General features: G+C 41.9%; 20 protein-coding genes. 8 read left to right on the top strand and 12 right to left on the bottom strand.

Features of this window, described 5'->3' with window-relative positions; translation table 11 throughout:
• Positions 1 to 229 precede the first annotated feature (229 nt).
• The gene (locus VK664_RS13425; RefSeq protein ID WP_461399183.1) at positions 230 to 922 is read right to left on the bottom strand and encodes a hypothetical protein; all 693 of its coding nucleotides are present in this window, start codon (positions 920 to 922) and stop codon (positions 230 to 232) included.
• A gap of 89 nt (positions 923 to 1,011) precedes the next feature.
• Positions 1,012 to 2,499, bottom strand: coding sequence for an RNA polymerase factor sigma-54 (rpoN, locus tag VK664_RS13420; protein ID WP_461399182.1), 1,488 nt, complete (start codon positions 2,497 to 2,499; stop codon positions 1,012 to 1,014).
• 100 nt (positions 2,500 to 2,599) lie between these two features.
• Between rpoN and VK664_RS13415 the strand changes: the two genes are divergently transcribed.
• Entirely contained in the window at positions 2,600 to 2,974 is a 375-nt protein-coding gene (locus VK664_RS13415; protein WP_461399181.1) for a hypothetical protein, read from the top strand.
• Between the two features lie 95 nt (positions 2,975 to 3,069).
• On the opposite strand, the gene VK664_RS13410 is transcribed toward VK664_RS13415, so the two are convergent.
• From VK664_RS13410 to VK664_RS13395, 4 genes are all read right to left on the bottom strand, one after another.
• Positions 3,070 to 3,660 (bottom strand): carboxymuconolactone decarboxylase family protein, encoded by a 591-nt coding sequence (locus tag VK664_RS13410; protein ID WP_461399180.1) that lies wholly within the window; start codon positions 3,658 to 3,660, stop codon positions 3,070 to 3,072.
• Positions 3,661 to 3,980: 320 nt separating this feature from the next.
• On the bottom strand, positions 3,981 to 5,489 hold the full coding sequence (locus VK664_RS13405; protein ID WP_461399179.1) for a glycoside hydrolase family 10 protein: 1,509 nt from the start codon (positions 5,487 to 5,489) through the stop codon (positions 3,981 to 3,983).
• 90 nt (positions 5,490 to 5,579) lie between these two features.
• The gene (locus tag VK664_RS13400) at positions 5,580 to 6,032 is read right to left on the bottom strand and encodes a MarR family winged helix-turn-helix transcriptional regulator (RefSeq protein WP_461399178.1); all 453 of its coding nucleotides are present in this window, start codon (positions 6,030 to 6,032) and stop codon (positions 5,580 to 5,582) included.
• 130 nt (positions 6,033 to 6,162) lie between these two features.
• Entirely contained in the window at positions 6,163 to 7,242 is a 1,080-nt protein-coding gene (locus tag VK664_RS13395) for an SPASM domain-containing protein (protein WP_461399177.1), read from the bottom strand.
• Positions 7,243 to 7,388: 146 nt separating this feature from the next.
• Here VK664_RS13395 and VK664_RS13390 point away from each other — a divergent pair, with 146 nt between their 5' ends.
• Together VK664_RS13390 and VK664_RS13385 are read left to right on the top strand one after the other, a co-directional pair.
• Positions 7,389 to 8,162, top strand: coding sequence for a glycoside hydrolase family 25 protein (locus VK664_RS13390; RefSeq protein ID WP_461399176.1), 774 nt, complete (start codon positions 7,389 to 7,391; stop codon positions 8,160 to 8,162).
• A 19-nt stretch (positions 8,163 to 8,181) separates the two neighbouring features.
• Entirely contained in the window at positions 8,182 to 8,448 is a 267-nt protein-coding gene (locus tag VK664_RS13385; RefSeq protein WP_461399175.1) for a hypothetical protein, read from the top strand.
• A gap of 18 nt (positions 8,449 to 8,466) precedes the next feature.
• On the opposite strand, the gene VK664_RS13380 is transcribed toward VK664_RS13385, so the two are convergent.
• The 5 genes from VK664_RS13380 to VK664_RS13360 all read right to left on the bottom strand — a co-directional run bounded on the left by VK664_RS13380 (position 8,467) and on the right by VK664_RS13360 (position 13,677).
• The gene (locus tag VK664_RS13380; RefSeq protein WP_461399174.1) at positions 8,467 to 8,889 is read right to left on the bottom strand and encodes a YybH family protein; all 423 of its coding nucleotides are present in this window, start codon (positions 8,887 to 8,889) and stop codon (positions 8,467 to 8,469) included.
• Between the two features lie 99 nt (positions 8,890 to 8,988).
• Positions 8,989 to 9,564, bottom strand: a complete 576-nt coding sequence (locus VK664_RS13375; RefSeq protein ID WP_461399173.1) for a gluconate 2-dehydrogenase subunit 3 family protein — start codon at positions 9,562 to 9,564, stop codon at positions 8,989 to 8,991.
• Positions 9,565 to 9,586: 22 nt separating this feature from the next.
• Complete coding sequence (locus tag VK664_RS13370; RefSeq protein ID WP_461399172.1) at positions 9,587 to 11,266, bottom strand: GMC oxidoreductase; 1,680 nt, start codon at positions 11,264 to 11,266, stop codon at positions 9,587 to 9,589.
• 95 nt (positions 11,267 to 11,361) lie between these two features.
• Complete coding sequence (locus VK664_RS13365) at positions 11,362 to 12,267, bottom strand: hydroxypyruvate isomerase family protein (RefSeq protein WP_461399171.1); 906 nt, start codon at positions 12,265 to 12,267, stop codon at positions 11,362 to 11,364.
• A gap of 99 nt (positions 12,268 to 12,366) precedes the next feature.
• Entirely contained in the window at positions 12,367 to 13,677 is a 1,311-nt protein-coding gene (locus VK664_RS13360; RefSeq protein WP_461399170.1) for an MFS transporter, read from the bottom strand.
• A 208-nt stretch (positions 13,678 to 13,885) separates the two neighbouring features.
• On the opposite strand from VK664_RS13360, the gene VK664_RS13355 reads away from it, so the two are divergent.
• The 5 genes from VK664_RS13355 (at position 13,886) to VK664_RS13335 (ending at position 18,291) form a co-directional block, all read left to right on the top strand.
• Complete coding sequence (locus tag VK664_RS13355) at positions 13,886 to 15,052, top strand: Gfo/Idh/MocA family protein (protein ID WP_461399169.1); 1,167 nt, start codon at positions 13,886 to 13,888, stop codon at positions 15,050 to 15,052.
• Between the two features lie 101 nt (positions 15,053 to 15,153).
• Positions 15,154 to 16,209, top strand: coding sequence for a sugar phosphate isomerase/epimerase family protein (locus VK664_RS13350; protein WP_461399168.1), 1,056 nt, complete (start codon positions 15,154 to 15,156; stop codon positions 16,207 to 16,209).
• Between the two features lie 87 nt (positions 16,210 to 16,296).
• A complete protein-coding gene (locus VK664_RS13345; protein WP_461399167.1) occupies positions 16,297 to 16,686 on the top strand; it encodes a c-type cytochrome in 390 nt (129 codons plus the stop codon).
• Between the two features lie 9 nt (positions 16,687 to 16,695).
• Positions 16,696 to 17,433 carry a 3-keto-disaccharide hydrolase gene (locus tag VK664_RS13340; protein WP_461399166.1) on the top strand — a complete coding sequence of 246 codons (738 nt, stop codon included), beginning with the start codon at positions 16,696 to 16,698 and terminating at the stop codon, positions 17,431 to 17,433.
• A gap of 57 nt (positions 17,434 to 17,490) precedes the next feature.
• Positions 17,491 to 18,291 carry a 3-keto-disaccharide hydrolase gene (locus tag VK664_RS13335; RefSeq protein ID WP_461399165.1) on the top strand — a complete coding sequence of 267 codons (801 nt, stop codon included), beginning with the start codon at positions 17,491 to 17,493 and terminating at the stop codon, positions 18,289 to 18,291.
• Between the two features lie 128 nt (positions 18,292 to 18,419).
• Here VK664_RS13335 and VK664_RS13330 read toward each other — a convergent pair whose 3' ends face one another.
• Positions 18,420 to 19,751 carry a Gfo/Idh/MocA family protein gene (locus VK664_RS13330; protein WP_461399164.1) on the bottom strand — a complete coding sequence of 444 codons (1,332 nt, stop codon included), beginning with the start codon at positions 19,749 to 19,751 and terminating at the stop codon, positions 18,420 to 18,422.
• Position 19,752 lies beyond the last annotated feature (1 nt).

The following is a 19,752-nucleotide window of genomic DNA, read 5'->3' as shown; positions in this document are numbered from 1 at the left end:
TTTATGCCCGTCAACATGGATGAATACAAAGAAAAACAACGGAAACAACAAATAGCTACCTTAGAAAAAAAACTCGCTAAATTAACAAACCAAGCAGCATGATTGAGCTCGGTGAAAGAAGTTATATAAAAGTGGTGAGTTAAGTTATGAGTTCTTTTTTGTACTCATCTAATAATTCAAGCACTTCACTTACCACTCACCACTCACAACTCACAACTCACAACTGAATTCAAAGCCAATATGCTATTAGTTGAGTTATTATCCCACTAGCGAGCCCCAAGTATATTTCCGGGCGCGAATGATCGGAAACAAGAAATCTGGCAGTACAAACCAGGCCGGCGATGAAAATTGCTACGGCGAGATATAGGCCGCTTGGGTCCTGGGTATTGAAACTTAATAGTAATGCAAAACACATAAGTCCTCCCATAGCCGTACTATGCATACTTATCTTCGAGTTGATGTTAAGCATCCAGGTTGCGCAAACAGCAAGAAAGGTTCCTAACAAAAACACTTTGAATATCTCGGGGTTTTCCGTTTGATTTTTTGAAACATACCAGACCCAGAAATAAAAAACCATGGCAACTGCATAAGGGATGATTCTTTCTCTCTGAGTTTGCAGGTACATCGATTTGATAAGTTTCAGTCGGTACATCAGGAACACCGCAAAACCAGGTAGGAAGGTGGTATTAAAAAAAACAGAAACGAGCTTGAAGGTCTTTTGTCTCGGGTCAAGACCCGCAAAAGCATAGGGTTCGATATAAAGTAAAAACGCGGTTACATAAACCGGAATAAACAATGGATGAAAAATATAAGAAATGAGGTGTCCAAAAAAACGCAGGGGCAGTGGCTGCGGACCCCCAATAGGCCCACGGCGGGGCAATTCGGCGGCAAGAGTTCCATTAGTAGCTGGAGAATTTTCCATTATCATTTATTTTCGGCACGGCCACTATTATAGTTTCGTTGAACTGTTATCATTCTTTTTTCAAATCTCTATTACTCTCAACCAAGCTGCTATAGTTCTTTTCTCAGACGGGCCACCGGTATGTTTAATTGCTCGCGGTATTTCGCGACCGTTCTGCGTGCAATATTATATCCTTTTTCCTGCAGCAACTCAGTAAGTTTTTCATCACTTAAAGGCTTCTTTTTGCTTTCGCCCTCAATCATATCGCTCAGTATCTTTTTTACTTCCCTTGTTGATACTTCTTCGCCGCTGTCAGTACTCAGTGATTCGCTGAAGAAAAATTTAAGGCGGTAAGTACCAAATTCCGTTTGAACAAATTTGCTGTTGGCCACACGACTCACGGTAGAGATATCGAGCATGGTTCGTTCTGCAATATCTTTCAGGATCATTGGTCTCAATGAAGTTTCATCCCCGGTCAGAAAAAAATCGTGCTGGTAATCCATTATGGTTTCCATCACACTGCTCAGCGTATGTTGTCTTTGTTTGATTGCATCAATAAACCATTTTGCTGCATCAATTTTTTGCTTGATGAAGATTACGGCTTCTTTCTGCCTCTTATCTTTTTTACTTCCCCGGTCATATTCCCTTAACATATCCCGATAACCCTCACTTATCCGGAGATCAGGTGCATTTTTGGAATTGAGCGTCAACTCAAGCTTTCCGCTGTTGTTGTAGATAAAAAAATCGGGAACGACATAAGATTCAGCTTTATTAATGCTGTCGTGATTGCCGCCTGGTTTCGGCGTTAATCTTATGATCTGAGTGATAACGTCTTTCAAATCATCATCAGTAAGGCCAAGGCCGCGCTGAATCTTATCATAGTGTTTCTTGGTAAACTCATCGAAATAGAGTGTGAGAACTTCGATAGCTTTTTCGACTTCCTTGTTTTGCCTTTTCTGACGGTTGAGTTGAAGCAACAGGCATTCCTGTAGGTTTCTTGCAGCAACTCCTGGTGGATCAAACTGCTGGATTAGCTGGATGATCGCTTCTACTTCGGCTTCATTGCTTTCAATGTTTTGTCTGAAAGCAAGATCATCAACTATAGCGGCGGTATCACGACGCAGGTAACCGTCATCATCAATACTGCCCACAATCTGCTCTGCAATTTTTGTTTCCTTCTCTCCGAGCTTAAGCATGCCAAGCTGTTCGAGCATATGCTCAATAAAGCTTGTTTCTACTTTATAAGGAACAACCTTGTTTTCGTCAAGTTCAGGATAATTATCATCCTTCATCTTGTAATCGGCAATCTCACCATCCTCATCTCCGACATATTCACTTAAATCAAGGTTACCATACTCTTCTTCACTGCCGTCACGCTCAAAATCCTCATCATCCGAACTATCAAACTCATCTTTTGGATCGTCGAATTGATCGTCATGATCACTATCTGTAACCTCAAGTGCCGGATTTTCCTCCAGTTCTTCCTTAATCCTTTCTTCCAGATTTGCAGTAGGTACCTGCAACAGCTTCATTAACTGAATCTGTTGAGGGGAGAGCTTCTGTAATAATTTCTGCTGTAAGCTTTGTCCTAATGCCATCTCGTCCAGGGAGTTAGCCCCTTATCTATTTAGGTTAAATAATAAAAATCCGCGCCTGCCACAAAAATCAAGCCGTAAATTTACGTACATTTACCGTAAGGTGTATAAAGGATATCGTAAAAATATTGTTGTTTTAATATTAACGCTGGTTTGCGGGGTTTTGTATGGCCAGCAGCCTGCATTTCAGCGGATCCCCAGGCAAACAGACACAATAAAAAATAAACCTTCCAGGTTGACATTTTTTACCATTGCGTCGAATGGAACTCAGTTTTCCGCAGCCGGCTCAATACCCCGGTTCAGTATCGGAGGAACGCAGGCAACGCCTATCATCGCCGGACTTCAAAAAGATCTCTATGTCAAAGGATTCGGATTCTTCTGCAAAAAGGAAATGCAGATAGAAAAATCTGTAAAACTTCCATTGAGATTCAGGCTGGGTTCACTTGAACAGTGTAATATACTTGAACAGAAATATTAGCTATGTTAATTTTGGTCTAAAAAATATTGATCTAAAAAAGCCGGTTCGTGAAAACCGGCTTTTTTTATACAACTGATTGTTCTGGTTGAATTTCTTTACAACACCAAACTTAAGCTCCGTACAACTGAACCTAGCCTAACCGCGTCGTGAATCCGCTGTTTATTTGTGCCATGCCCCAACAATGCTTTTTCATGAGATGTAACGCATAGCTCGCATCCATTGATGGCGCTCACCACAAGGCTGGTTAATTCAAAAAACTCTTTCCCAAGTACCGGGTTAGACATTATGTTCATCCTGATTCCAGCCTGTGCATTAGTATAGTACTCGTCTTTCATGAAATGTTTAAACCTGTAGTAAACATTATTTGCGCTTAACAGGCTGGTACAACTTAATATCTCAGCAAGCTCTTCATCGGTAGCTCCTTCAGTTTTTGCATTTTCCGAAAACAGCTTGCCCAGAACGGCGTTTTTTTCATTTATTGCTACTGCCAGTGCAAGCAAATAAGCTTCCTTTTTTACGAGCGTCACCGCCTGCAAAGCATGCGTAACATTATTCTTTAAATCCCTCAGATAACGGCTGTTCGTCTGGGCCAGTAATCGCAGGTTATCATTAAGATGATTCTCGGCTATTCCAATCTCTTTTAAAAAATCCGCAGCACTGTCGGCTGTTTTTGTTAATTCCAACATGATTGACACTTATAAATTATTAGACTAATTAAATGAGAACATAATTATTAACAACACGGTTATTAAAAATTTATGCCATCAAAATTGCTTCACTTTTCTTCAGTTACAGGGACATAGTGCTAATCCCTTTTTTATGCGTCAGTAACACGCAATAATTCTTTAACCCTGAAACTTGTTTAACCTGCCCGCCATCGCCATCGAAGTTCGGTCCTGAATCCATAAAAACAAAACTCAAACAGTTAAGTTTAGATGAAACGATTATTAACTCTTTGAGAAAATGTTTTTATACTAAAATTATGATCATTTTTATTCCGACCATTTCAAGGAACAAGTTCCAGTTCACTTTCATTATTATTAATGTCCAACGTACTTACTGCGAGGATCTTATTTTTATTTGAAGCTGAAGATAACATCACAGAGGCGCTGGCATTGGTATAGGAAATTTGTAAGATATTGCGCGGATCTTCCGTATCACGAACCTGGTCATCGTCACTAAAGCTATAAATTATATATCCCTTGATCGGTTTACTTTTAATATGTTTTTTGATGTCCAGCACAAAAACTGTTGACATGGACTCATCCTTCACTTTTACAACAATAGGCTTCATTGGCTTTATTGTATCCAGCCAGTTCATCGAAGGAATTACTGCGGGGTATTTGTAATAATTGTTTTGAAGAGTATCATTCCAACCATTTGGATTTTTCTCGAAGGATTTGCTGCTGAAATAAATCGCCCCCTGGATTTCCGGGTAACTTCTCAACGCATTTATCATTTTTGGCAACTGGTTTTTATCTTTCCAGGCAGTGTTGCTTCCCGCGCGGTAAATACCGATACCGATATAACAATGTTTTCCAAAGGTGTGCTTGCTCCACCAGTCAATCAACACTTCGTAAGGTGCAGCACTATGTCCAAACTCCCAATAAAGTTGCGGAGCAACATAGTCAATCCAACCTTCTTTCAGCCACAAAAGGATATCAGCATAAAGATCATCATAGTTTGTGACACCAGCCCTGGTTGCACTTCCTTCCGGATCCTTGTCACTGTTTCTCCATACACCAAATGGGCTGATACCAAATCGGCAATCCGGGTTTTCTTCTTTGATCGCCTTATTAAGGTGAACAATTATTGAATCAACATTGCTTCTTCTCCATTCGTCAAGACTCATTCCATTGCCATATTTTTTAAATGACACATCATCCGGAAATGCCTTTCCAGGCACCCGGTATGGGTAGAAATAATCGTCAAAATGAATAGCGTCCACATCATATCGACTCACGATATCACGGATAACTGCCACAGTGAATTGCTGTGCCTCCTTGTTACCCGGATCAAAATATCGCTTTCCTCCATAACTAAGAAACCACTCCGGATGTGTTTTAGTTACATGATCCGGGGCAATAGAAGATTTACCGATATTAAATTCGGCCCTGTAGGGATTGCACCATGCGTGAAACTCCATGCCTCTTTTATGAGCCTCTTCTATCATAAACTGCATTGGATCATAATATGGATACGGGGGCTTTCCCTGTTTTCCTGTCAGCCATTCGCTCCACGGCTCGAAAGGCGAAGGATAAAACGCATCAGTACATGGCCTGACCTGCACGACAACAGCATTCATGCCGTTACGCTGATGCATATCAAGCAGTTTAATATATTCCTGTTTTTGACTTTCGGTATTATAATTTCCTTTTGAGGGCCAGTCGATATTGTCAACTGTAGCAATCCAGGCTGCCCTTAGTTCATATTTTGGCTGTGCAAGTACACAAACCTGGATAAATAAGATAAAGTACAGAGCCAGAATAACCTGTTTCATAAGTAAACGAATCATGCGCCAAAATTAAGGCTTGTAACAGAAAGAGATTGTTAAACAGCCGGTTGAAGCGCCCATTTAATTTTGGAAGAAGGGAATAATAAGCAATTAATCTGCGCTCCTGATTTTGTCAAGTAATCCATTTAGCATCTCTGCTTCATTAATGGAGAGTTTATTGAGAACAGAATCCATCTCATCGCTGGACAGGTCAAGCTTTTCCAGTAGTTCCAGCCCCTGTTCAGAAATAGAAACATCTACAAGGCGGCGATCACTCTTACAAACCACTTTTTTGACCAGTCCTTTTTTGACGAGGCGGTCCACGATGCGGCTGGTGTCGCTCATTTTATCAAGCATCCTCTGCCTTATCTGGAGGGTTGATAAAGGCTTGCCTGCACCCCGGAGAATACGGAGAATATTAAATTGTTGAGAGGTAATGTCCTCTCTTTCGAAGAATTTTTTGTTTTGTTCGCTGACCCAGTTATATGTGTATACCAGGTTGATAACCGTTTTCTGGTACTCATTCCTAAACCTGGTTTGTTGTATATCCGTTTCTAGACTCATTACAAATATCAATAAATAGTAATGACAAATTTAATGAAATAAGACAATCAAAAGAGAATTATGAATTATGAGTTATGAGTTATGAAATACACAGATTAATATGTATAAATAACACTGCTAGTCCCAGCTGTTAACCCCAGACCTTTGTTCCTTCACTGCAGTTTGAGCAGATGTCGATATCTTTTCGACTTTTGAGCATTTTGGTTCTAAAGTCGATATAAGCATCATTATGCCAGATTTCTTTGAAAGGTTTCCCTTTAAGATCGCCTAGCCGGTGTTGGGCATCTTTGTCGAAACAGCATGGAACTACCAGCCCGTCCCAGCTAATTACGGTAGCATGCCATAATCTCCAGCAATGATTCTGAAGAGAATTTTTTACCTGGTACCTTCCCTCTTCATTTTTTTTATACCGGCTAAATTTCTGGGTTGTCGGGATTAACTTATTTGGATCGTTTTCAAAATCATACACCTGGGCCGTTTTGAATCTTACTTCATCTACGCCAATCTCGGCAGCAAGCCTGGTAATTTCATTTACCTGGTGCTCATTAGGTTTAACAACCAGGAACTGGAAAAACACAAAAGGCGTTTTGCTCTTCAACTCTTTTTTCCATTTTACGATATTTCGTGCCCCCTCGAGCACTTTTTCCAGCTTTCCACCGATGCGGTACTGTTGGTATACATCCTGTGTGGTGCCGTCTATCGAAATGATTAACCGGTCAAGCCCGCTTTCAACGGTTTTCCTTGCGTTGGTATCATTCAGGTAATGAGCATTTGTTGAAGTGGCAGTATAGATCCCTTTACCCCTCGCATAAGCAACCATATCTAAAAAGGAAGGATTTAAATACGGTTCCCCCTGGAAATAAAATACCAGGTACATCAGTTCTTTTGATAACTGATCGATGGTATCCCTGAAAAAATCATTCTGAAGCATACCGGTAGGTCTCGTAAAGGCTCTGAGTCCGCTTGGGCATTCAGGACAACGGAGATTGCAGGATGTTGTTGGTTCAAATGATATCGAAATCGGGTAGCCCCACTGTACCGGACGACGGGAAATCTTACTAAGATAATAGCTTGCCAGTACTTTGCCTGCATTCAATGCGCGGCGCGGCGTAAGCTTCGATATCAAATTCACACTATCGTTCCAGTTGAATTGCGGCATACAGGTATAAAAATACTCCACCGGGATGGAAAGGACAATATTATCTGGCATTTAACGCTTAAGTGAATTGGTTGTTCGCCCCACATCCGTTTGATCTGTAACATTTTAATTGAGGTTATCATCTGCTGATAGGTCCATATTTGCTGATAGAAGCTGGCGGGTATAAATGGCGGCGCGACCTATATTTGCGAAATAGTATGGCAAAAAACACGGGCGGGAACCGCGGCTGGAAAATATTTACCGGAATTATTGTGGCCGGCATTGCCATCATGATCATATTTACCCTTAGGGAATGGTGGTTGGGTCGCAAAGCCCATTTTGTGATGTACGAGGCATTTGGGATTGACATGCCTATAAATTATACAATTCATGGCATTGATGTTTCTAAGTACCAACAGGTGATAGATTGGGAGAGCGTCCGGGATATGGAAGTAAATAATATCAAAATTGGCTTTGGATTTATTAAGGCAACTGAAGGGATTGGCAACCGGGATCCGAGGTTCCGGCAGAACTGGCGTCGCACCAAAGATGCCGGGGTTACGAGGGGTGCCTATCACTTTTTCCTGGCTTCGAAAAGCGGGAAACTCCAGGCTGAAAACTTTATTTCAACAGTGGATCTCAGTACCGGCGACCTTCCACCCGTGCTGGATGTCGAAAAAACATTTGGAGTTCCGGGTATAAAAATCAGGGAACGTGTTAAAGAATGGCTGGTGGTTATTGAGAACTATTATGGTGTGCGGCCGATAATTTATACGAATGTTGATTTCTACAAACAATACCTGAAAGACGAGTTTGATGAATATCCTCTATGGGTTGCCCATTATCTTCAAAAAGAGAGACCTCGTATCCACCGATCCTGGATATTCTGGCAACACAGCGAGCAAGGCAGGGTCAATGGCATATTTCATAAAGTGGATTTCAATGTTTTCAGTGGTGATTCAGCCGCATTCCGCGAGTTGCTGGTGAAGTAAGATAACAGTAAATTTGGTAATGGAAGAAGATGCAAAACAGTTCCTGTTGCGTGTTGTACGATCTTTAACGGCAGGGTTGTTATGGCTGTTTATAAATATGACTCTTGGTATCTATTTAGGCCTTTTGTTGTTTGAAGATGTTCCATCAACAGGTAACATTATCTTCTATCTGTGGTTTGTGCTAAGTATCGGTCTATTGATCCGCTATTTGATAAGAACCTGGTGGCCGAAGAACACAGATTTGACTGTGAATGAAAATGAAGCAAACAGGCATGAAAGGGCTTGAATTTTTTTAGTGGGAAGTTTAACTGCTATGGTCAGATATGATAACCCAGGTACCATTTATTTTTCTGAAGATAAGGTCATAGTGCCCGCCAACATTTCCCGCCTTCCTTGTCAGGGCCCATTTGCCTACTACAAAATAATATTCCGGAGATAATTGCTGTAACTTAAGCAATTTAAAACTCAGTGTACCCATCTTGTCCGGGCTGTTATAATTTTTCCTGTAATTATTAAGCGTGTTCTGAAAACCATAAGTGATGCCGTTTGATCCGATAAACATCAGTGAATCGTTCTTCCAGTATCCCTTCATAAACTCCTCGATATTTCCCTGGTTCCATGATTCAGTCTGTTCCTTAAGTATCTTCCTGATGGCAGCTTCATCACCTGATTGAGCGGAAACAATCACAGAGATAAACATGGCAAATACGATTGATAATAATTTCATGTCGGAACTTTTGTACTAAAGATATTTAAAAAAAAGATGGCCCGCCGGATTGCTCCGAACAGACCATCAATAAAAAGGATGAATAATATTTGACTGATATTAAGATGTGGCCCAGGCCTTATCGCCTTTCTTATAAGGTACGTCTCCATCATAACGGCCAGGTACCGGCAGATATCTCAATGCCTGTGTTGCACCTACTTCTGATGTGAAGTACCCGATCAGCGTCAGTTCTTTCAACATTCTGAAATAGTGATTAGGGTCTTCTTTCTTTTTGGATTTGTTATATGCATTTTGCTCCTTATCAATTTCGGTCAATAATTCGGTGCGTTGTGCAGGAGCGATGTCCATGAATCCGCTATTGAATTTTTTATCGCTGGCAGCATTCAGTTTACCCATCCCTTCTTTGAAAATCTTCTGATCTTTCTCATCATAGCAATCGTTCACCATGACCGTCATAAACGTACCAACCTTCGCTGCCTTTGCACCCGGGGTATTGGTTGTTGGAATGATTGTTTCAGAAATTTCATCGAGATAAGCGATATCATCCGGTGTAAAAGTTTCAGCGGTACCATATTTTTTATCGCCGGGTTTACAACCCTCGAGAAAAAGAGTTCCTCCTATAATAGTTCCGCCCAACAATAGAGCGACTCTTGAAAGCGCATCACGTCTGTTCATACAGTGTTTTTTTCTTTGGTGATCAGATATTTCCTTTTTTCAGTTCCTGAACTGCATATTCCGCTGCGCGTGCAGTGAGCGCCATATAAGTCAACGATGGATTCTGGCAGGCAGCAGATGTCATACAGGCGCCATCAGTTACGAATACATTTGTGCAATCCCAAACCTGGTTGTGTTTGTTGAGAACTGAATTTTTGGGACTGGTTCCCATACGCGCAGTACCCATTTCATGAATACCCATACCGAGTGCGTATTCACCATCAACCCCGTTGATATCGGTTGCGCCCATCGCAGCCAGCATATCCTTGCCATCCTGGAGCATATCGATCCGCATTTTCTTTTCATTGTCTTTGATTTCGGCGTCAAAGGCAATGACCGGTAGTCCCCATTTGTCTTTCGTATTTTTATCGAGGCTGATTTTATTTTCGTGATATGGTAATGTTTCCCCGAACGCGGTCATACCAAGAATCCATGGCCCTGGTTCCGAAAGTGTTTCTTTCAGATTGGCTCCAATACCTAATTCTGCGACATTACGGCTCCAGCCTGAACGGCTTGCCGCACCCTGGTAACCAAAACCACGGATATAATCTCTTTTCTCCGAACCAAGATTTCTGAAACGTGGAATATAGAATCCTGTTGGTCTACGGCCATAATAATATTTATCATCAAAGCCAGGCATGGTACCAGAAGAGTGTACACGGAAGTGGTGGTCCATTAGATTATGACCAAGTTCACCACTGCTGCTTCCAAGTCCGCCGGGCCAGATATCCGTTGCAGAATTAAAAAGTACCCAGGTCGAATTCACAGCTGATGCACATAGAAATACGATCTTAGATTTATATTCAATTGTTTTGTTGGTTTCAGCATCAAGCACCTCAACCCCTGTTGCTTTTTTAGCATCTTTATCATACAGCACCTTTGTAACAATAGACCAGGGACGGAGTGTAAGATTCCCAGTAGCTACTGCGGCGGGCAAAGTGGAGGATTGAGTACTAAAATAAGCTCCGAATGGACAACCCAGCCAGCATTTGTTCCGGTACTGGCAGTTTGTTCTGCCAGGCAGTGGCTGGGTGATATTGGCAACACGGCCAATGGTAAGCAAACGTTCACCATTAAACGCTTTTTTTAGCCTGGCTGCCGCATCTTTTTCAACGACGTTCAGATCCATTGGCTTTTGGAATTCGCCATCGGGTAATTGCGCAAGACCATCACGGTTACCGCTGATACCTGCAAATTTTTCTACATAGCTATACCACTTATCAAGATCACTATATCGGATCGGCCAGTCGGTAGCTATACCATCCTTTGCATTCGCTTCAAAATCCATTTCACTGAGACGATAACTTTGTCTCCCCCACATAAGCGACCTGCCACCAACATGATAGCCGCGGTACCAGTCAAACCTTTTTGTTTCAGTATATGGGCAATCCTTATCGTTTGTCCAGTAATTAAGGTTCATTTCATTCAGCGGATAATCCCTTTTAAGAACTGGATAATCCTTGATCATTTGCTGGGTTCTGCCGCCCCTGTGTGGAAATTCCCATGGATTGGTATTGGCGGATTTATAGTCTTTGATATGTTTAATATCTTCGCCCCGTTCCAGCATTAAAACTTTCAGTCCTTTTTCTGCAAGTTCTTTCGCTGCCCAGCCGCCGCTGATTCCTGAACCTACAACAATCGCGTCATATGTATTGTCTGCCATAATTCTTGTTTACGATTTGATAAAGCAGTTGTTTGTTTAAATATTTATTTGCAATCCGAAAAAGAAAACGCTTGTCTATTGGTATTTATTATTTGTCAGACATCGCATATGCCCACTGCCTTTTGCAATGAGGCTAATCTTTCTTCATTTGTTTTTCTATCGGGAATGAATTCCTGGGCAACATAACCTTTGAATCCTGTTTTGACGATTGCATTCATAATCGCGGGATAGTAAAGTTCCTGGGTTTCATCTATTTCATGTCTGCCGGGAACTCCGCCGGTGTGGTAGTGAGCGAAGTATTGGTGCCCTGTTTTTATAGTGCTTATTACATCGCCTTCATCGATCTGCATGTGATAGATATCATATAACAAACTGAAATTAGGAGAGCCGATTCTTTTTACAAGTTCAATTCCCCATGGAGATTTATCACATTGATAGTCCTTATGATTAACCTTGCTGTTAAGCAATTCCATAATGACCGTCACTTTATTTTGTTCAGCGATCGACATGATTTTTTTGAGACCATCAGTTGAATTCTTTAATCCGGTCTCATCATCTTTGCCTCGTCTCGCCCCACTGAAACAAATCAGGTTTTTATATCCTGCCTTTGCAACAAGAGGAATCATCTCCGTATATTTTTGAACCAGCCGATCATGAAATTGGGGATCATTCCAGCCATCGTCAATACTGATTTCGGCACCGTTGCACATTGATGAATAAAGATCATATTTCTTTAGCATAGGCCAGTCATTCGGACCAACAAGGTCAATAGCGTTTATGCCCATCTTTTTGACTGCTGCACAAAACTCTTCTAATGGAACTGTATTATAACACCATCGACAAACGGAGTGATTTATGTTGCCTTTCAATTTGAATGAATTTTGAACCTGATCTTCTGAAAAAGAACTTAACATTCCAGCGGTACCAATAGCGGCAGTACCGGCCATTAAGTTTTTGAGCGCATTTCTGCGGGATTGTTTATTTGGCGATTGAGCACTCATTGCGGATGGAAATTACAAAATGATGACATTAAAATACTGAAACGCGGCCGTTTTAACATTAAAAATCTGCGGTTACTTTCATTTATTCTTAAACTGTTCTTAATGCATGGCTGCTGCGGGCGTTAACTTTTCTGTCTTTTTCCGTCCACGCATATAAAAAATTAATCCTGAAAAGGCAAGGATCAGGATTATGGGAAGTATCAGTGTTGCGTTAAGTACTTCCGGGCCGGCTGCGTGTTTAGCCGCGTCCATCGCTGTTGCCATTTCAGAGCCGGCAGGTGCTGTACTGTAAGCGGCCATGTCCGCGTTGGCCGGCAATTTATTTACAACGATACGGTCGTAAAATCCACCCATGAATAAGGTGTAGACCGATACAGCCAACATGCCTGCACCGCCCATCAGATTTAGCCCAACGGCTCCGGTCTTCGGGAGATTTTCGGCCACGAAACCAATCATAGTTGGCCAGAAATAACAAACACCGATACCAAAAATAAATGCAGCGAGGTACAATGTATTACCTGTACTGTGTCCCAGCATGTACAAACCGACTGCAGCAAAAATAGAAGAGAGCAGCAGTAAACCCTGCGGAGAGAACCGTTTTACCACCGGCTTCGCAAAGCCGCGACCAACTGCCATGATACCTGTGGTGAGTGTTAATATCAGAATCGCGTTGTCAGTTACACCTTTTAATAGAACATCAATCCATTGCCCGGTAAAAAGTTCTGTGATCGCCGTCATGAACATACAGATGATCATGAAAAGGAACAAGGGATTAAGTAACGATTTGTACATATCGACGGTTGATACCCCCGCAGCTACCCGCTCCGTTACCGGGAATTTCAATTTGGAAAACAGATACCCGTAAATAAGAGTAGGTATCAGCATAATTGAAACCTGTACCTGCCAGGGGTCGAGGCCTGCGATACTTCCAATGCCTGCCTTGTTATACAAAAACACAATGAGCGTACCTATAAAAATGCCTCCCGGGAACCAAAGATGGAAATGGTTAAGTTTCGTTGTTTTGTTGTCTGTGTACAGTGAAGCTACCAATGGGTTACACGCTGCTTCTACTGTGCCATTCGCTATACCGATAAGTAAGGTTGATAAAAAAAGCGGCCAATATCCCTTTGCCATAACAGTCAGGACGATGCCTGCCAGGTGGAAAATGAAGGCAAGCACAAGCAGTTTTTTCATACCGATAATGTCTACTACCAGGCCACCAATAATCACCGCAAGTGGAAAGCCCCAGAAAGCAGTTGCAGTAATTGAAGCAAGTTCTGATTTTGAAAGTGCGAATGTTTCTCCGAGCGTCCCGAGTATACCGGCGCGGATGCCAAATGATAATGAAGTGACCAGAAGTGCTAAACAAGAGGCGACAAAAAGTTTGTCGCGTTGTATTGTTGTTGACATGGCAAGAGTTTTTGGTTTAATACTAAAATCGCCGGATCTGATTATTTGAAAGTTTCAATCTATCCACCTTAACTTTACCCCGTTACGATGAAGATTTTCAATATGACTTGTAACATACATCAGAAACCTTAAAATGAAATCATTGTCGTAAATGTAATTTTTTTATTTTTAAAACTCATTTCTTTTAAACTTTTCTAATACTTTTTTCATGAACAGAAAACTACGAATGGGAATGGTCGGTGGAGGCAAGGATGCCTTCATTGGATCCATTCACAGAATTGCTGCCAATATGGATGGTCTCATTGAAATCGCTTGCGGTGCATTAAGTATCAATCCAGAGATAGCGAAACAATCAGGTAAGGAACTATTTCTTCCGGAAGACAGAACATATCTCACTTATGATGAAATGATCAACAAGGAGAAAGCGTTGCCGGCCGACAAAAGAATGGATTTTGTAACCATCGTAACTCCGAATTTCGCGCATTTTGCACCTGCACTGATGGCGCTCGAAAATGGTTTTCATGTAGTAATAGAAAAGCCCATCACGCTTACAATAGAAGAAGCGAAGCAGTTAAAACAAAAGGTTGATGAAACCGGTTTAACGCTTTGTCTCACTCATACCTACTCTGGTTATCCAATGGTTAAACAGGCAAGGGCAATGATAAAAGATGGAGTATTAGGCAAGATCCGCAAAGTGTGGGTAGAATACCCTCAGGGATGGTTAAGTAAATTGTCTGAAAGAGAAGGTAACGCACAGGCAGCCTGGAGAACTGATCCAAAAAAATCGGGCAAGAGCGGTGCCATGGGTGATATTGGTACGCATTCATGGCAACTTGCTGAGTACGTATCTGGCCTGAAGATAACTCATCTTTGTGCTGACCTTAATATCATGGTAGACGGCAGGGCGCTTGACGATGATGGCAATGTATTGTTGAAATTTGATAACGGCGCAGCCGGTGTATTAATGGCGTCACAGGTGGCTGCAGGTGAAGAAAATGCCCTTAAAATACGTGTCTATGGTGAAAAGGGTGGAATAGAATGGGCCCAGCATGAACCGAATACCCTGTTGGTTAAATGGCTTGATGCTCCGGCTCAGATACTAAGAGCAGGCTCCGGCTATACCGATCGTTTGTCGAAGTTTGCAACAGGAAACTGCCGTACACCAGGCGGACATCCCGAAGGTTATCTGGAAGCATTCGGAAATATATACCGCAATTTTGCTTTAACACTAGGTGCTAAGATGGATGGAACAGAACCCACTACTGAAATGCTGGATTTTCCACGCGTTGAAGACGGAATCCGCGGTATGGGCTTCATCAATACGGTTGTTTCCAGCAACGAAAGCACCCAAAAGTGGACAAAGTTCGAGGAATAACTGTCATGCTCACACGAAGACATGAATATTGATCGCGTATATATAATAATATAGATCCTGGAGAAGTATTAATTATTAGCTTAATAAAAGAAGACATTTGTATGAAGACATTAAAAGGACCTGGAATCTTCCTGGCACAATTTGTAGGAGACGCGGCACCATTTAATTCATTGGAGTCGATCTGTAAATGGGCAGGAAGTCTCGGGTTTAAAGGCGTTCAGATACCTACCTGGGACCCAAGACTTATAGATCTCAAAAAAGCAGCTGAAAGCAAAACCTATGCTGATGAACTGAAAGGTACCGTAAATGCTGCCGGTCTCGAGATTACCGAACTCTCAACCCATTTACAAGGACAGCTCGTTGCTGTACATCCGGCATTTGATGCCCAGTTTGATGGATTTGCACCGGAATCGGTCCGGAATAACCCGAAGGCGCGCCAGGAATGGGCAGTCCAACAATTGATGTATGCCGCAAAAGCTTCCCGGAACCTGGGTTTGAATGCACACGCTACTTTTAGTGGCGCACTCTTATGGCCTACTGTATACCCATGGCCACAGCGTCCTGCAGGCCTGGTGGAAACCGGCTTTGGCGAACTTGGAAAACGCTGGATACCGATTTTGAATGAATTCGATAACAACGGTGTTGATCTGTGTTATGAAATACATCCCGGTGAAGATATTCATGATGGTATTACATTCGAGCTGTTCCTCGAACATACCAACAACCATAATAGGGCCTGTATACTCTATGATCCGAGTCACTATGTTTTGCAGTGCCTGGATTACTTATCATTTATCGACCATTACCACGAAAAGATCCGCATGTTCCATGTGAAAGATGCAGAGTTCAATCCAACCGGCAAACAAGGTGTTTATGGCGGATACCAGAGCTGGATCAATCGCGCAGGCAGGTTCAGGTCGCTTGGTGATGGGCAGGTAAATTTTAAATCGATATTCAGCAAGCTTGCAGCTTACGATTTCGATGGCTGGGCGGTTTTGGAATGGGAATGTTGCATCAAACATCCGGAAGACGGCGCAAAAGAAGGTGCTATATTTATTAAGGATCATATTATCAGGGTTACAGAAAAAGCCTTTGATGATTTTGCAGGCACCGGCAGTGATGAAAAATTTAACCGGTCTGTATTGGGTTTGAAGTAACTTCGTGGTTTAATTTTGGATAATATAAAAAGTAAAGCTGAACGGTCGTTCAGAACCAGATAACAATCATTTTTAAACAACAATTTCATGAAAAAGATTTTTGTAACGCTTGGTATTGCACTGGTGATTTTTGCGTGTAACTCCGGTGAGGAAAAAAAGACAGAAGAAAAAGCGCCTGAAGCTGCAGCTACACCGGCGGCTGACGACGAAGCCAAATACGCTAAAGCTGTCGAACTGATAGCGGGGTCAGATTGCTTAACCTGTCATAAGATAAACGAAAAACTGACCGGACCATCTTACAAAGATGTTGCTGTAAAATATGAACCAACTGATGCCAACATCGAACTACTTTCAAAGAAGATCATTGAAGGTGGTAGTGGTGTCTGGGGTGCAGTTGCCATGACTCCGCATCCATCTATTACTCCTGAAGATGCAAAAGAAATGGTTAGATATATTCTGTCCCTTAAAAACAAATAAAAACCAATAATGCATAAGTTATTCTATGGCGTGGCACTGGTGGTGCTAGCATCATGCAGTTCATCTAAAAAATCCGGATCCTCTGCTGATAACTCAACTGCTGCCCCCAACACACTTTCAAAAGCGGAAAAGTCTGCTGGCTGGAAGTTGTTATTTGATGGTAAAACAAAAACAGGCTGGCATGTTTATAATAAAAAATCAGATGGCTCTGCCTGGAAGGTTGTTGATGGCACACTTCATTTTGATCCATCTGTAAAAGACGGTACTGGTGACATTGTGAGTGATGGAGAGTTTGAAAACTTTCATCTGAAACTTGACTGGAAACTTGAAGCAGGCGGTAACAGCGGCATCATGTTCCTCGCGCAGGAAGATCCTAAATACAAATATGCTTATTACACCGGGCCTGAGATGCAAATGATTGATAATACATCTCATCCTGATGCGAAAAACATTAAACACCGTTCAGGTGATTTGTATGATATGATTTCAGCAAAACCAGTAGCTTCATTACCGGCGACTGAGTGGAGCACAATTGAAATCATTTCAAATAACTCAAAACTTGAGTTGAAAGTTAATGGCACTACTGTGGTGTCAACAACTATGTGGGATGAAAACTGGAGAGACATGATCAGCAGAAGCAAATTCAAAACATTAAATGATTTCGGCACTTTCCGAAAAGGCCGGTTTGATCTGCAGGACCATGGAAATAAAGTCTGGTTCAGGAATATAAAGATCAGACAGATTTGATTTAAGTTAAAATAATTAAGGCGCCCTCAGTTCAATCGCATCAAAAACAATATGCATATGAAAATTTATATTCTTGCCTTATCCCTTGCCATTTTAACCGGATGCAATTCACCGGAATCTGAATCTTCGGCAAAGACCGATAGCTCAGATTCAACTGCAAATAAAACTGAATCTATGCCCGTTTCAGATACGGATACGACTGATAACAGTCTGACTGCCGCCGAACAAGGTGAAGGTTTCAAATTATTGTTTGATGGAAAAACAAAAGATGGCTTTCATATATATAATAACGCTGCGGATGGCAGTGCATGGAAAATAGTTGATGGAACCATTCACCTTGATCCAAAAGAAACAAACGATGGTCAGACAACTGGTGGAGGTGATATGCTGACGACTGATGAATATGGGAATTTCCATCTTAAACTTGACTGGAGAGTCGATAACGCAGGTAATAGCGGTATCCTGCAATATGTAAAAGAAGATAAAAAATATGAAAGGTCATATCATACCGGTCTTGAAATGCAGGTGCTGGATAATGCAAAACATCCCGACGCAAAGATCATCAAACACCGTGCGGGTGATTTGTATGACCTGGTAAGCAGTTCACCCGAAACCGTAAAACCTGCTCTTCAATGGAATCATGTTGAAATAATTTCCAAAGATGGCAATCTTGAATATTTCCTCAATGGAACAAAAGTAATGTCGACGACTTTGTGGGATGAGAACTGGAAGAAAATGGTGGCTAAGAGCAAGTTCAAAAAATGGAGCGACTTCGGAACATTTAAAACCGGCCGCATTGGCTTACAGGATCACGGCAATAAAGTCTGGTATAAAAATATTAAAATTAAAGCGCTGTAGTTTCTATTGACAGCATAAAAACAAAGCCGGCCCAGATAGCCGGCTTTGTTTTTATGTTATGATTATTTTCAACTTCGATACTTTATTAAGTATGCCTTAAAGATCTATTCTTAAAAACCTTGACATATTTATACTTTCGGAAGTTTATAGCCATTCTGATATTTGGCATATAAATATTCCTTGTTAATCTTATCATCCGTAAACTTTTCTTTAGCACTATCCCAGGTCAATTTCTGCTGGCTCCTGAACGCAATATTTCCCAACTGACAAACGGTAGCGATATGCGCACCGGTTGCAATTGGGCAATTAAGATCGCTTTGTTTTCTGGATTTCACCGCGCCAATAAAGTTTTTCCAGTGTTCGTCCAGGCCATTGTCTGATGGTTTAACCCGTTCAACAAAAGCCTTGTTCTTACTGTTCTTTTCTTCCATTACTTCCCAACCACCACGGTCAAGCTCAAGAGTTCCGTTGTTACCAATAAATGCGATACCGTGGTCCTTTCTAAAGAGACCATTGTCAATTCCCATTGCATGATCCCAAATCAGGTTGAACTTCGGAAACTCGTAGAGTGCTCCCATCGTGTCTGGTGTTTCCTGGTATAGCTCAGGATAAGCAAAAGGACCGCCCAGTGCAGATACTGTTTTTGGTACCGGGGCATCCATTCCAAAAATTGCATAGTCCATCAGGTGTACGCCCCAATCGGTCATCAGGCCGCCGGCATAATCCCAGAACCAGCGAAAATTAAAGTGGAAGCGACTTTCATTGAAAGCTCGTTTTTTGGCGGGTCCGAGCCACATATCATAATCAACGCCTGCTGGTGGCGCTGTGTCAGGAACAACCGGTCCGGGTTTCATCCAACCCTGGTAACACCATACTTTCACAGTACGGATATTTCCAAGTTTGCCGGTCCTGATATAATCAACTGCATCACGGAAATGTTTTTGACTTCTCTGCCATTGTCCTGCCTGAACAATCTTGTTGTATTTAACCTGGGCAGCAACCATCAGACGGCATTCTTCAATTGAATTTCCGACTGGCTTTTCTACGTATACATCTTTACCTGCTTCAACAGCATGAATCATGATCAGTGCATGCCAGTGGTCGGGTGTACCAATAATCACCGCATCAACGTCTTTATTATCGAGCAGTTGTTTATAGTTGCCGTAAGTTTTTACTTTCGACATATCCTTACCCATGGTACCAAGTTCAGCAAGTCGCTTGTCCACTACGTTTTTATCAACATCGCAAAGTGCAACGATATTAACGCCGGGAATTTTCATTGCGGATTTTACATTTGACCAGCCCATACCATTGATTCCAATGGCGCCGATATTTACCTGGTCCGCAGGCATTATACGATTCTTAAAATAAGCAAAAGCCTGGTTATCTAAAGCTGAGATTAACGATCCACCCGCAAGCAGAGTAGCCGAGTTTTGCAGGAAGTTCCGACGGTTTGGCATT

The sequence above is a fragment of the Flavitalea sp. genome, assembly GCF_035489435.1.
Classification (GTDB): Bacteria; Bacteroidota; Bacteroidia; order Chitinophagales; family Chitinophagaceae; genus DATHKG01.
Note: the sequence above shows the minus strand (reverse complement) of the source record. Positions and strands in the feature narration are given on the sequence as shown.